Origin of the sequence: Micromonospora vinacea (assembly GCF_015751785.1) — a bacterium.
Classification (GTDB): domain Bacteria; phylum Actinomycetota; class Actinomycetes; order Mycobacteriales; family Micromonosporaceae; genus Micromonospora; species Micromonospora vinacea.
The window spans coordinates 6,868,154-6,881,610 of sequence record NZ_JADOTY010000001.1 but is presented as its reverse complement, the minus strand read 5'-3'; the positions used below and the strand labels follow the sequence as shown (position 1 = coordinate 6,881,610).

The window sequence follows — 13,457 nt, the reverse complement described above, 5'->3', positions numbered from 1 at the left end:
CGCCGATCTCATGAGGTCTGGCCGGGGTGCCTGAGCGGGCCTGACGGGCGCCGAATTGATCCACGCCGCAGTCGGTCTAGTCGCTGTCAAGAGATCCTTCACTGAGCGTCACTAACGTCATCCGAGGCTTTGGATCGTGTCAGGGCTCTGGGGTGCGGTGACAGGGGGTTCCCGCGAACCAGAAACGCGACGCGGGGGGGAAATTCATGCAGGAACCGGGGGGCGAGGGTCGTCTGACTCGCCAAGGCGCGGCTGGTGCGTCGGCGCTAGGGACGAGTGCATGACCCCAGCTGATCACCGTCCGTTCAACAGCAGCACACGGTCGGCGAGCCCAGCGGTCGGTCACGCCCGCGACGGCGAAGCCGGCCCGCTCCGCCTGCAGATCATGGGCCCGTTACGGGTCTGGCGGGGCGCCACCGAACTCGACGCCGGCCCACGGCAGCAACGCTGCCTGCTCGCGCTCCTGCTGGCTCGCGTGGGCCACCCGATCAGCACGACTGATCTGATCGCGCTGATCTGGGGGCCGGACTCACCGCCCAGCGCGGTCAACGTGATCCACAAGTACATCGGTGTGTTGCGTCGTCTTCTCGAGCCCAACCTGCCGCCGAGAGCCTCCGGGTCGTACCTGTTGCGCAGCGGCAACGGGTACCGCTTCACCGCGGGCCCGGAGATGCTCGACCTGGTCGCGTTTCGCTGGCACGTCGCCCAGGCAAAGGCGAGCGTGGGCAAGGATCGCCTTGACGAGGCGCTGGACCACTACACCGAGGCATTGCAGCTCTGCCGTGGCTTCGCGGGAGACTCCCTGGCGGACAGCAATCGGGCTGCGGCGACCTTCGCGCGCATCGTGGGCGAGTTCTTCGACGCGGTGGTCGACGCAGCCAGGGTCGCCGTTCAGGTGCGCCAGCCGTCGCGGGTTCTGGCACCACTGCGGCTCGCGGCCGAGATGGACGCGTTACACGAACTCGTTCACGCGAGCCTGGTGACGACACTCGCCGCAGCCGGCCAGCAGGCCGAGGCGTTGGCGGTGTACCGGAGGATTCGGGAGCGCCTCGTCGGGGACCTGGGCATAGACCCGGGACGCGCTCTCCAGGACGCTCACCGCCAGGTGTTGACCCAGACCGCGCTGCCACAGGCCGAGCCGGTGGACTCCGTCGGACCCGCTGTCCGGTCCGACGGCGTGCCCGTCGTGCCACTGGTCCGCCCGGCGCAGCTGCCTCCGGACCTGTCGCAGTTCGTCGGACGCTCGACCGAACTCGCCCTCCTGGGCGACCTGGTGGCCGGCATGCGCGACGACGGGAGAACCAGCCCGTTGGTGGTGGCGATAGACGGCATGGGCGGCGTGGGTAAGTCGACCCTGGCCGCTCACTTTGCACGTCTCGTCGCCGACGAGTTCACCGACGGTCAGCTCTACCTCGACCTCCAGGGCGAGCAGGACGACGACGAGGCTGTCCGCGCCGGCGACGCCCTGCACTCCGTCCTGTACGCACTCGGTGTTCCCGCGTCACAGGTACCCGACACGTTCGACGCGCGCGTCGGAACCTACCGCAGTTTGACGGCGGGGAAACGCATTCTGCTGCTGGTGGACAACGTGCAGGATCCCGCGCAGGTTCGTCCGCTGCTGCCGAACTCAGCCGAGAGCCTGGTGCTGATCACCAGCCGCCGTCCGCTGCTCGGACTCGCCGCCCTCGACGGTGCCTATCTGCTGCGCCTCGACGTACCAGACCTCCGGTCGGCTCGGGAACTGCTGGTGCACCGGCTTACACGCTGGACGAAACGCAGGATCGGTCAGTCGGACGCCGTGATCGTGGACGAGATCATCGAGCTGTGCGGACGGTTGCCGCTGGCGCTGGCGATCCTGGCCGCTCGCCTCACCGCGCGTCCCACACTGTCACTGGAATCCGTTCTCGCCGACCTCCGGGACGGCGCGCACCGCTTGGAGGCGTTTCCGCACGGCGCGGGCGCGCACGATCCACGTACGGCCTTCTCCTGGTCATACCGACAGCTCAGTCCCGGCGCCGCGCGACTCTTCCGACTGCTGGCCGTCGCACTGAGCCCCGGGATCACGGCCCAGGCATGCATCAGCCTGTCAGGCCAGGATTCGGCCACGACGCACGCCGAACTCGAGGAGCTGACCGAGGCGGCGTTGGTGACCGAGCACGACGACGGACGCTTCACGTCGCACGTGCTGGTCAAGGCGTACGCGCAGGAGTGCCTGCACGATGTCGAGCCGCCGGAGGAACGCCGGGACGCGGTCAGCCGCCTGCTCCAGTACTACCTGCACAGCAGTTTCAACGCCCAGGTGCTGCTGGCGCCACACCGAATTCCCATCGAGCCGTCGCCGGCGCTGCCCGGTGTCGTGCCCGAACAGCCGGCGACGTACGAGGAGGCCCTCGCCTGGTTCGCCGCGCAGCGCGAGGTACTCAAGGAGGCTGTCCGGCTCGCGGAGACCCTCGGGTACGGCATCGTGCCGTGGCAACTCGCCATCACGATGCAGCAGTACCTGCAGTGGGCCGGGTACTTCCAGGACTGGGAGGACGTCATGCGCTCGGCCCTGCACGCAGCACAGGAGAGCGGCGACGAGGTCGGCGAAGCGCACACCCTGCGCAGCCTGGCCGGCGCCCGGTGGTCGTTCGGGGCCAACCAGGACGCGCTCGACCTGCTGGCGGCAGCCCTGCGGATCTTCGAGCAGAGGGCCATGCCTCTGGAGCAGGCCATGGCACACGCCAACCTGCAGTGGGTGTACGAGGCGCTGGGCCGGCACGAGCAGGCGCTGGTACACGGCGAGAAGGCAGTGGCCCGCTACCGCGAGATCGGCTATCGCCGTCCCGTGACCCTGAGCCTCTTGTCGATGGGTAGGTCGCTTGCCCGTCTCGGGCGGCTCGAGGAGTCGGCCCATATGCTCGAGCGGGCGCTCGAACTCCACGAGCAGATCCGGAGCGAACTCAAGGCCGGCTGGGACGCGACGTTGACCGCGGTGGAGGGTGAGACGCGCATGGCCATCGCCTCTAACCTCGCGCAGACGGGCCGCGTCCGGGAGGCGGTGGAGCAGCTCGAGCTGTCGGCCAACACCTCACGACTTGTGCGTCACCGAGCGAACGAGTTCGAGGCACTGCACCAGCTCGCCGAACTGTTGATGTCCGTCGGTGACATCGCGGAGGCAGTTGAGGTGTTCACGCGAGCCGGACTCGTGCTCGACAGCTTCCCGGACGGCGGGCCGGAGCGACTGCGGGATCGGTTTGCCCAGCTGGCACAGAAGATGCCGGCCGACCAGGAAGGGAACGGCGATGCGCAGCACCGCTGATCGGATGACGGCAGCCTATCTTGACGCCTTCGAGTCACTCGTGGGTGTGACTCCGAAGGGCTGGTACGCCGAGGGAGGCACCGCCCGCGCGGCGGTGACCCGCAGTGATGTGCCGTTGTTGAATGCCGCCTACGACATGACGGCGGAACCGGATCTCGATTCGCTCAACGAGATGGCGACCGAGGTCGGCAGTCAGGGCGTGCGATGGTCAATCATGGTCCGGCGTGCTGCGGGTGACGACGTCGTCGATCTCGCGGCCCGGCACGGGCTGGTCGAGCGCAGCGATGTGCCGTTGCTGGCCTGCGCCGCGGGCGACCTCGTGTTCCGGTCGAGCGCGGCACAGCGCCAACTGGTGCGCCAGGTCGGCGCGGTGAAGAGCGACATCTACACGGAGGTCCTCGCCCAGGGCTTCGAAGCTCCCGAGAGTATCTTCGGTCCACTCATGGGCGGAGGCGTCCTCGATGCCGCCTCCATGGCCGGCTACCTGGCCGAAGAGTCCGGACGGCCGGTCGGTACCGGCTTCGGCATCCGGACGTCCGACGCCATCGGCGTCTACAACATCGCCGTCGTTCCGTCCTCGCGGGGTCGCGGCCTGGGCCGGGCGATCACCGAGGCCGTGCTGCACGATGGCGTCGCCGCCGGCGCCGAGTGGGCCTACCTGCTGCCCAGCGTGATGGGCCGGCCGCTCTACGAGTCGATGGGCTTTCGTCTGGTGACCAGCTGGACCATCTTCACGGCACGGTGACCGTCGATTCCGGCCGCTGACGCCGGAAGGGCTACCGCTGGGTGTCCTGGGATCGCGGGTAGAACTCGGTGACATGTTGCAACCTGTCGCCCATGTCGCAGACCCTGTCGCGCATGGTCCGGGTTCCGCCGTTCTGCATCGAGTGCATGGCGTCGCAGGCGTTCCGCCATTCCTGGCAGGCGCCCGGCACGTCGTCGAGATCCAGCCTCGCTTCACAGAGCAGGATCGACGCCTGGAAGACGCCGATGCGGTTCTGCGCCTCGACGGCCGCCTCGACCGCCTGCGCAAGCTGCTCCACGGCCTGGCGCGGACGGCCCATCTCACCAAGACACTCGGCGATGCCGATGCGGATGTCGGCCTCGTCTGTCTTCCACTCGGCGTTGGCGTTGCGAGCGAGCGCGTCTGCCAGGCAGGACATGCCCTCGTCGAGCGCGCCGAGCCGGACGAGCGAGCGTCCCCGGGCCGCCGAGGACCAGATCTCACCCTGCTCAACGCCGGCCGTCCGGTACAGAACCAGCGCCTTGTCGGTCTCCTCGAGCGCACGTTCGTGCCGGCCGAGCTTACTGTGGATCCGGTGCAAGCTCGTATGGACCATTGCCTGTTCCGCGAACATGCCGTGCTCCGCGAAGATCTCCTGGGCCCGCGAGAGCAGGTCGAGGGCCTCCTCGTTGGCGGCGAAGTAGTAGCAGGAGTCGGCCAGGCTCCGCATGGCCCGTGCCGCGCCGATCCGATCCCCCCGGTCGCGGGCGGACGTCAGTGCCAGCCGCATGACATCCTGCCAGTCGTGGAATCGCCCGCTGCGCTGCAACCACTGCTGCATGGCGAGGGCCAGCTGCCACGGGACGACGCCGAAGGCTCCGTCGGTGGCGAGCCGTACCGCTTCGGGTAACACGTCGCAGTGGTTCTCGAACCATCGCATCGCGTCGCCGTAGCTGGTGGGCCGCTCCACAACGACACCGGCCGGCGCCGGCGACGGGGCGACCATCGATCCCTGCGGCGCCAGCACGATCGCCGCGTGGTAACTGCTGTGCAAATAATGCTGCAGCAGCCGGCTGATCGCCGCATCCCGGTCCGACGCGGACTCCTCCTGTAGAAACAGCTCCTGCGCGTACGCCTTGACCAGAACGTGCGACGTGAACCGGCCCTTGTCGTCCTCGTCCAGCAACGCCGCGTCGGCGAGTTCCCGCAATGCGGCGTGCGCGACCCGCGGCGGAGTTTCCGACAGGCTGGCGAACGCCTCGGCCGAGATGCCCGGCGCCATGGCCGCGGAGGACAGCCGGAAGAGACGGGCGGCCTCCGGGTTGAGCTGGCGGTACGACCAGGCGAACGCGGTTCGGGGGTCGCGCACGCCCTGGCTGCCGGAGAAGGCCGTCAGCCGCTGCGTGCCGTCGCGGAGCTCCGCAGCCACGGTCGCGAGGGAAAGCCGCGGCCGAGCGCTCAGTCGCCCAGCCAGGATCGCCAACGCCAGCGGCAGGCGACCGCACAACTCGATGATCTCGTCCAGGATGCCTGCCGGCGCGGCAGTGTCCGGAACGGGACGGTTCGGCGCACGGTCGAGCCGGCGCCGGACCAGCCTGCGGGCGGTCTCCATGTCCGGAGGGTCGAGGTGCAGCAGGTGGGCTCCGTCGAGGGCGGCAAGCTCGACGAGCGGATTGCGGCTCGTCACGAGGACCAGGCTCTCCGTCGAGTTCGGCAGCAGCGGGCGTACCTGCGCCGAGTCCCGTGCGTTGTCAAGGAGCACCAGGACACGCTTGCCGGCGGTGAGGCTGCGGTAGATGCCGACGCGCGCCGCGAGCGTCTCCGGAACGCTGGACACGTGGACACCCTGAGAGGACAACAGCGACCCCAGGGCATCCTCGGTGGACGCGCTCCCGACCTCGGCCTGGTCACCGCGCAGGTCCAGGTACATCTGGCCGTCGGTGAATTCGCCGCTAACCAGGTGGGCGAAGTGCGCGGCCAGCGTGGACTTGCCGACCCCGCCCATTCCGTCAAGAGCGACGATCAGCGGACCGGTCCGTCGGGTGTCGCCCAGGTCGTCGCGCAGACCGCCGAGAGCCGCGAGTTCGTCGGTGCGGCCGACAAAGGTGGGTAGGTCGGGTGGTAGTTGCGCCGGCCGCACCAGCGGCATCGGTGGGAACTGATCGAATGCCTGCGTCTCGCCGCCGGCCCCGTTTACCACCGCCGACGTCGGCGTCTGGCTCAGCACCTGGCGGTGCGCGGCCCGAAGGGCCTCGCCGGGATCGATGCCCAGGTCCTCGACGAGGCGGAGGCGTGCCGTCCGGAACACCTCCAGTGCCTCGGCCTGGTGGCCGGCCGCGCCCAGGGCGGAGATCAGGCTCGCCTGGATGGGTTCGTGCAGCGGCGCCATCGAGGCGGCCAGCCGCAGGGGTTGCAGCACCCGCTCCGGATGGCCCAGCGATACCGCCAGGTCGGCCGCGGCCACGCACACGTCGAAGAACTCGCGGTCGAGCCCAGAGAAGATCGACGTCGCGGAGGTCCCGGAGGCGTACGTGTCGCCCGCCGGTCCGCGCCAGAGCCCCAGCGCCTCGACGTAACGGTCCAGTGCCTCGTCCCGGTGCCGCAGGGCGAGACGAGCCCTGGCGGCGTTGGCGAGTTCACGGAAACTGACCAGGTCCAGCATGCCCGGGGCGGGAGCGAATAGGTAACCGTCGCCGTGGCGCCGTAGGTACGAGCCGGTCGCTCGCAGTGGGAGCGCGGGTTCCATCAGTCGCCGCAGCGCGCCGACGTACTTGTGGATGACGTTGGGGGCGCTGGACGGAGCGTCCTCGCCCCAGACGAGTTCGATCAGCTCGCTCGTGCTGATCGGCCGCCCGGCCCGAGCCAGCAGCAGGGCCAGCAGGTAGCACTGCTGCCGGGGCCCGGCGTCGACCTCGACGCCGTCGCGCCAGAGCCGCAAGGGCCCCAGGATCTCAAAGTGCAGCGTGCCGCCGGCCGGACCTGGTCCGTCGTTGGCGCGGACGGCTAGGGCACCGGCCGGGTTCGACAATTCAATCTCCTGCTGTTGTTCCGGGTGACCCGTCAGGGGCGGACTGCGGTTAACGGATCACGAAAATCTCGTCGCCGGCGGTGCCGCCAAGTCTACGTCCGCCTCGCTGACCAGCCCTTTCGTCGCCAGCGAAACAGACAGCCGTCGGACTGGGGGCGGAGCGGGGCGGAAACCTCGCGAATGTGATGAGGCGACAACAACGACGCCCATGTCGCCCGAGGCGCTTGGCCCACTGGACGCTCGGTGGACCGGAACCCAGAGGCCGTCAAGAGGCCGTCGCCAGTATGTGCCCGGAAATGTAACTCCCAGTAAGGACGGGCACCATGACTGCGTCAGGTAGCAGAAGCCTGCTCGCCCCGGCTCATGCCGGATTGCACAACAAGGCGTACGAATCCCAGTGCGCCGCCGAGGAGAGCCGGCACACCGCGGCGTCGGGTCGCGGCCGCGGGCTGACCCTGTTCGCATTGACTCTGGGCACCTTCGCCATCGGCACCGGCGAGTTCGGCAGCAACGGAATTATCCAACTCTTCGCCTCCGACATGGGCGCGTCCATCCCGGTCGCGACGTACGCGATCAGCGCCTACGCGTTCGGCGTCATGATCGGCTCACCAGCGATCACCCTCCTCGCGGCCCGCGCCAACCGCCGCACCCTTCTGCTCGGCCTGATCGCGCTCTTCCTGGTCGGTAACGTGCTCTCGGCGCTGGCCCCCACCATCGCGACCCTCGTCGTCTTCCGGTTCATCACGGGAAGCGTGCAGGGTGCGTTCTTCGGCGCCGGGGCGGTCGTGGCCGCCTACGTCTACGGTCCTGGAAAGGGCGGGAAGGCCTTCGCCACCGTGATGGGCGGTCTGACCGTGGCCACCATCATCGGGTCACCGCTCGGCACCTTCGTGGGACAGCACTTCGGATGGCGCACGACCTACTGGACCGTGGTCGGTGTGGGTCTGCTGGCCGGCGCGGCGCTGCTGGCGTGGCTGCCCCGCACCGACGACCTGCGCGGCAGTTCCGTGGCCCGCGAACTCGGCGCCCTGCGGCGGCTCAACGTCTGGCTCATGGTCGCGGTAGCGGCGCTCGGAATCTCGAGCATCTTCGCCGTCTACACGTTCATCGGGCCGTTCGTCACCGACGCGGCGCGGGAGCGCCCGTCGCTCATCCCCGTCGCCCTCGCCGTCTTCGGCCTCGGCATGGCCGTCGGTAACTACTACGGGGGCCGGGCCGCCGACCGGCACGGCAGCCGCCCGCTGATCTACGGCTTCAGCTACGTGCTGGTGGTGCTCGTGGCGATCGGCCTTGCCGGCAGCAACATCCTGATCCTCCTGCCGGCGCTGTTCGGTGTCGGAGCGAGCATGATGTTCGCCATCCCCACGATCCAGGTGCGGCTGACCGGGTTCGCGCCCGACGCGCCCGCCCTCATGGGCGCCCTCAACCTGGCCGCCCTCAACCTCGCCAACTCGCTCGGCGCGATCGGTGGCGCCGTCACCCTCGGCCTCGGGTGGGGGACCCTTTCCACAGTGTGGGCGGGATTCGCCCTCACCACCGCGGGCCTGATCCTCTACCTCACCACCGTGGGGCGGAGCAGGTCGGCTGTGACATCCGCCTGACGGTCGTGCCGGTGGGCGGCACCGAGGCCGACCGTCCACCGGCGCCGTCCACGTGGCGATCACGGCTGTGGATCACCAGCAGAGAGGACGCACCGGCATGATCCCCGGCTCACGGTGACCACGAGGGCTTCGCGGCCAGATGAACCACCGGGTGCGCCAGCGCCGCCGTACCCGGACGCTGCCGGTCATGGTGTCAGGAGACTCGCCCGCAGGGTGGACAGTGCGTGGCGGTGCCGGGACCTGACCGTGCGGACCGGAACCCCGAGTACGCGGGCTGTCTGGTGTGTCGTCCGTCCCGCCAGGTAGGTGTGCAGGAGTACCGCGCGATGTTCCTCGGACAGTTGACGCAGCAGCGCGATCGCCTCGGCCGTGGCGACGGCGGCGTCCGCGTGATCCGGCTGGTGGACGTCGAACACCGCGCCGGCGGCCAGCAGGGCGACGAAGGGAGTCAAGTGCTTGCGCATCATCCGGGGTTCTCCACTGGGTCTACCGGCTCCCAGGCGATCCGGAAGCCGTTCGACATCCACACGAGGCATGCCCGTGATCGGTTCAGGCTCGGGTACGGCACGTGTCAACGGGGGAGGGCGCGGAGGAAGCGTTCCGCGATCGGGACGGCGGACCAGGTGCTGGATCCGCCACCCTCCACGAAAACGGCGAACGCGACGTCGCCCTGCCAGCCGACGAACCAGGAGTGGGTGTGGGCCGGGTTGTTGTCGTACTCGGCGTTTTCAGTCTTGCCGTATACCGGCTTGCCGGGCGCATTCTCGAGCGCAGCGCCGGTGCCGGCGGTGACCACCTCGTGCCTCATGGCCCGGACCCCCCTTGACCGACGCCGGCCTCAGGTCGACATCGGCGGCCGGCGTGTCCGGGGCTGGGTCCAGCAGCAGCTTCGGCTGCTCGAAGCGCCCCCGGGCGACGACCGTCGTGACGGCGGTCATGGCGAGCGGGCTGACCACGGTGGTGCCCTGCCCGAACACGGCGGCGGCCTGCTCGACGCGGGACCCGTTCGCGGAGACCGTGCCAGGCGGTCAGCCGACCGCCGGCGAACACCGTCACGGCGAGCGCGACGAGCGATCCCCGAAACCGGAGGCGGCCTGCCCACGATGGGTGGGACGGGTGGATCACGCGGAGTCTCCTCGATCGGGAGCTGCCCTGCCCGGTGGACCCTGCGGTCAGGGGTGCTCCTCGTCGAGCGCCGTACGCGCATCGAGGTGCTTACCTCGTGCGCGCTCCAAAGCGAATGCGTTCACGCCGAGCGCCTTCACCCCAGCGGTACGCACGGCGGTGAGGTCGGCAGCGTCGTCGGGGTCCGGTATCTGGCCGAGCGCCGCGAACGCGGCCTCCGCGACGCCGCTCAGGCGGGCGGCGCGGGCATGGTCGCCCTCGGCGGAGGCGAGCGCGGCACCCGCCACGCAGACGTACGGCACGAAGTCGGCCCAGCCGTTTCGAAAGACCCGCTCGCGGCTTTCGGCCATCAGCCTCTTCGCCACGTCGAGGTTGCCCAGCCCCAACTCGCAGAGGGCGAGATTGTGCGTTTCCGAGACGACCATCCTGGGCTGGTCCAGAGCCTCGTTGAGGGCAATGCTGTCCTGGTAGAGCACCCGGGCACGGCTGAGGTCGCCGGACATGCGGGCCACGGCGGCCAACACGTGCCTCGGTCGTTCCTCGAGGCTTCGGTTGCGGGAGCGCAGCGCGACGTCCAGGGCCTCGCGGGCGCGGGCCTCTCCGCCGCGCAGGTCACCGCCGCGGAGGGCGACCCTGGCGAGGCTGTACCGGGCCTCCACCTCGCCGGCCGGGTCGCCAGCCGCCTGGGCGCGCTCGACCTCGGCCCCGCTCATGCGCACAACGGCATCGGTCTCACCGCGTCGGAAGGCCGAACGGACATTCTCACTGAAACTCACGGACGTTTCCTCATATTCGCCAATCGCCGTTCGGCAGGTCACCGCAGCCGTAAACGGCTTCTCCCGACATGCGCGGACCGACGTAATACCGATTCCGGTGAGCGCTTCGGACCTGTCTGCGCTGACTGGTGCCAAACCGGCCCGCGCACAAACCAAGAACGGTAGTCCGACCGACTTGACAGACTCTTACTCGCATGCACCGGTGCTGCTCCGCGCACATTCGACGCGCCCGCTTTCGTCACGACCAGGCCGGCTACGGAAGGCGGGAGTTATGTGAATGTGGATAGAGGCCCCGCGCGCGTCAACTGGTGATCCAGTGCCCCCCGATACCGTCGAGTCGAAAACCGAGAGCATCGGGAATGCCGGAGTCCTGCCGTCGTCGAATCGGAGTCGGGATGAGACCTTCGGATCCTGGCCAGCTATCGAGGGGGAGTCCATGCAGGGGGATCTGGTAAGTCTTGCTCAGCTTCTGGGGCGGAACGCGAACGAGCATGGTGACCGGCCGGCCGTACGCGTCGGGGGGCACATGCTCACCTGGGCCGAGGTGGACCAGCGGGCGCGCGCCGTGGCCGGACTGCTCGGTAGATCCGTCGCCCCGGGGGATCGCGTCGTGCTGTCGTTCCCGACCGACGTGGACTTCCTGCCGGCTCTGTTCGGCTGCTGGTACGCCGGCGCGGTGGCGGTGCCGGTGCCCCCCGGCCGGGCGGGTGAACGCACTGCGGCACATGCGCAGGCGTCGATGACCGTCACCGTCGAGGAACTCGCCGAAGCGTTCCCGGGCCGATGCGTCACGGTCGGCCAGGCGATGGAGGCCAGCCTCGCACCGGAACCGGCTGCCCACGAGGTGGCGGTGCTCCAGTACACGTCGGGTTCCACCGGTTCACCCAAGGGCGTGCTGGTGAGCCACCGCAACTACTTCGAAAATCTGCGCATGCTCGACGAGTTCACCCGGTCGATCGCGCCGCCGATCCGTGATCTGCAAATGGTCTGCTGGTTGCCGCACTTCCACGACATGGGCCTGGCGCTGCTGATGTTCACCGTGCTCCGGGCCGGGACGGCAACCTTGATCCCGCCGATGAGCTTCGTGAAGGATCCCGGCGTGTGGCTGCGCACGATCGGTGAGGTCGGCGGCAACCTCACGGGTGCGCCCAACTTTGCCTTCGACCTTTGTGTGCAGCGGGTGCCCGCCAGCGAGACGGCCGGGCTCGACCTCAGCTCGATGCGAGTCGTGCTCAACGCTGCCGAGCCCGTGCGGCCGGACACTGTGGAACGGTTCGCCGAGCACTTCGGCCCGGCCGGTTTCCCCAGGGAGGCGATGGCGCCGTGTTTCGGACTGGCCGAGGGCACGGTTTTTGTCAGCGGGGTGCGGGACGGCGACACGCCGCGGACGGTCCGCTTCGACCGTGAGTCCCTGCAGAACGGGGTCGCCGTCGAGGAACCCGTGGCGGGCTGGCCGATGGTCGGCTGCGGTCAGCGGCCCGAGGGACTCACGGTGCGGATTGTCGACCCGGAGACACTGGTCGATTGCGGGCCGGGCGTGCTCGGGGAGATCTGGGTACACGGCCCCAGCGTCGCCTGCGGCTACTGGCAACGTGACGACAATTCCGCCGTTTTCGAGGCTCGGGTGGCTGGCTTCGACGAGCAGCCGCACCTGCGCACCGGCGATCGCGGCTTCCTCTGGAAGGGTGAACTGTTCGTCACCGGCCGGCTCGCCGACCTGATCGAGATCGACGGCTGGCTGCTGCACCCCGAGGACGTCGAGCACACCGTCGAACGCAGCTCCCCGACGCTGCACGGGCGGCGGTGCGCCGTGTTGCCGTACGGGAAGAGCGGCGACCACCTTGTCGTCGCCGCGGAGGTCCGGCTCCCGCTTCCGCTCGCCGCGCAGCGGCGGGCGGAGCTCGAGTCCGTGATCCGTGAAGCGGTGAAAGCCGAGCACGGCGTCGACGTCGCTGCGATCGTGCTGATGCGCACCGGTGGACTTCCGGTGACCACGAGCGGCAAGGTGCAGCGGGTGAAGGCCCGCGCCCTAATCGCCGAACAGATGCCCGAAACCGGCGGGTGCTGGTCGCCGCCGGTTCGGAAATCAGCGCACCGTTGTGGGAGGTGAGAGGAAGATGAGGATCCTTGTCGTGGGCGCTACCCAGGGCATCGGTCGCGAGTTGGCCGCCGAGTACGCCAGGCGGGGCAACGAGGTGATCATCACCGGGCGGTCGGCGGAGCGGGCCGAGGCCGAGGCCGCGCGGTTTGCGGCCGAGACCGGCGGCCGTGTTTCTGGCTTGGGGCTTGACCTGTCCCAGCCGCACTCGGTGGCGGACGCGCTCGGCAAGGTGGAGCGGGTGGACCGACTTGCTGTTGCGGGGATGATTCGAGACAGCAATACCGTGGCGTCCTTCGCGGTGCAGGCGGCGGTGACACTGGCGACCACCAAGATCGTCGGTTACGCGGCGGTGGTGGCCGCTCTGCACGACCGACTCGCATCAGACGCCGCTGTGTTGCTGTTCGGTGGCATGGCGAAGGACCGCCCGTATCCGGGCTCCACCGTGCTGTCCACCGTCAACGCCGGCATGGTCGGCCTGGTGCGTACCCTGAGCGTGGAACTCGCCCCGGTGCGGGTCAACTCGGTCCACCCGGGTGCGGTCGTCGACACCCCCGCATGGGTGGACAAGCGTGCCCTCCTTGAACCCTTGCGCAAGATCTCCCTGACCGGGGAGCTGCCGACCATGCGGCAGATCGTCGAAGGGTGCCTGTTCCTGCTGGAGAACCCGGCTGCCAACGGCGTCAACCTCACCCTCGATGCCGGACGCGCATAGCGCTTATGCGCGAACGAAAGGGCCCTCCGTTGACGGCCACTCCACTGGCCGCGCGGCGCGCTGGGCGTCGCGGTCGCCCCGACCGACGC

Annotated in this window: 9 protein-coding genes; 5 read left to right on the top strand and 4 right to left on the bottom strand. The window is 69.3% G+C overall.

The window, feature by feature from the left end:
• Nucleotides 1-136: 136 nt before the first annotated feature.
• Entirely contained in the window at nt 137-3,301 is a 3,165-nt protein-coding gene (locus tag IW249_RS32045) for an AfsR/SARP family transcriptional regulator (RefSeq protein ID WP_307788775.1), read from the top strand.
• A complete protein-coding gene (locus IW249_RS32040) occupies nt 3,285-4,046 on the top strand; it encodes a GNAT family N-acetyltransferase (protein WP_196924204.1) in 762 nt (253 codons plus the stop codon). The genes IW249_RS32045 and IW249_RS32040 overlap by 17 nt, the downstream gene beginning before the upstream one ends.
• Before the next feature lie 31 nt (nt 4,047-4,077).
• On the opposite strand, the gene IW249_RS32035 is transcribed toward IW249_RS32040, so the two are convergent.
• On the bottom strand, nt 4,078-6,963 hold the full coding sequence (locus tag IW249_RS32035) for an AfsR/SARP family transcriptional regulator (RefSeq protein WP_196924203.1): 2,886 nt from the start codon (nt 6,961-6,963) through the stop codon (nt 4,078-4,080).
• Nucleotides 6,964-7,376: 413 nt separating this feature from the next.
• Between IW249_RS32035 and IW249_RS32030 the strand changes: the two genes are divergently transcribed.
• A complete protein-coding gene (locus tag IW249_RS32030) occupies nt 7,377-8,654 on the top strand; it encodes an MFS transporter (RefSeq protein WP_231392745.1) in 1,278 nt (425 codons plus the stop codon).
• A gap of 185 nt (nt 8,655-8,839) precedes the next feature.
• Here the strand turns inward: IW249_RS32030 and IW249_RS32025 are convergent, their stop codons facing one another.
• The 3 genes from IW249_RS32025 to IW249_RS32015 form a co-directional block, all read right to left on the bottom strand.
• Nucleotides 8,840-9,121 carry a sigma factor-like helix-turn-helix DNA-binding protein gene (locus tag IW249_RS32025; RefSeq protein WP_196924202.1) on the bottom strand — a complete coding sequence of 94 codons (282 nt, stop codon included), beginning with the start codon at nt 9,119-9,121 and terminating at the stop codon, nt 8,840-8,842.
• A 104-nt stretch (nt 9,122-9,225) separates the two neighbouring features.
• The gene (locus IW249_RS34635) at nt 9,226-9,462 is read right to left on the bottom strand and encodes a penicillin-binding transpeptidase domain-containing protein (protein ID WP_231392744.1); all 237 of its coding nucleotides are present in this window, start codon (nt 9,460-9,462) and stop codon (nt 9,226-9,228) included.
• Nucleotides 9,463-9,826: 364 nt separating this feature from the next.
• Nucleotides 9,827-10,555 carry a tetratricopeptide repeat protein gene (locus IW249_RS32015; RefSeq protein WP_196924201.1) on the bottom strand — a complete coding sequence of 243 codons (729 nt, stop codon included), beginning with the start codon at nt 10,553-10,555 and terminating at the stop codon, nt 9,827-9,829.
• 277 nt (nt 10,556-10,832) lie between these two features.
• Here IW249_RS32015 and IW249_RS32010 point away from each other — a divergent pair, with 277 nt between their 5' ends.
• Both IW249_RS32010 and IW249_RS32005 read left to right on the top strand, forming a co-directional pair.
• Entirely contained in the window at nt 10,833-12,665 is a 1,833-nt protein-coding gene (locus tag IW249_RS32010) for a fatty acyl-AMP ligase (protein WP_196924200.1), read from the top strand.
• A 7-nt stretch (nt 12,666-12,672) separates the two neighbouring features.
• Nucleotides 12,673-13,368 (top strand): SDR family oxidoreductase, encoded by a 696-nt coding sequence (locus tag IW249_RS32005; RefSeq protein ID WP_269215352.1) that lies wholly within the window; start codon nt 12,673-12,675, stop codon nt 13,366-13,368.
• Nucleotides 13,369-13,457 lie beyond the last annotated feature (89 nt).

Coding starts and splice junctions, on each gene's coding strand:
- IW249_RS32005 (WP_269215352.1), top strand. CDS start 12,673: ATGAGGATCCTTGTCGTGGGCGCTACCCAGGGCATCGGTCGCGAGTTG.
- IW249_RS32040 (WP_196924204.1), top strand. CDS start 3,285: ATGCGCAGCACCGCTGATCGGATGACGGCAGCCTATCTTGACGCCTTC.
- IW249_RS32025 (WP_196924202.1), bottom strand. CDS start 9,121: ATGATGCGCAAGCACTTGACTCCCTTCGTCGCCCTGCTGGCCGCCGGC.
- IW249_RS34635 (WP_231392744.1), bottom strand. CDS start 9,462: ATGAGGCACGAGGTGGTCACCGCCGGCACCGGCGCTGCGCTCGAGAAT.
- IW249_RS32030 (WP_231392745.1), top strand. CDS start 7,377: ATGACTGCGTCAGGTAGCAGAAGCCTGCTCGCCCCGGCTCATGCCGGA.
- IW249_RS32010 (WP_196924200.1), top strand. CDS start 10,833: ATGTGGATAGAGGCCCCGCGCGCGTCAACTGGTGATCCAGTGCCCCCC.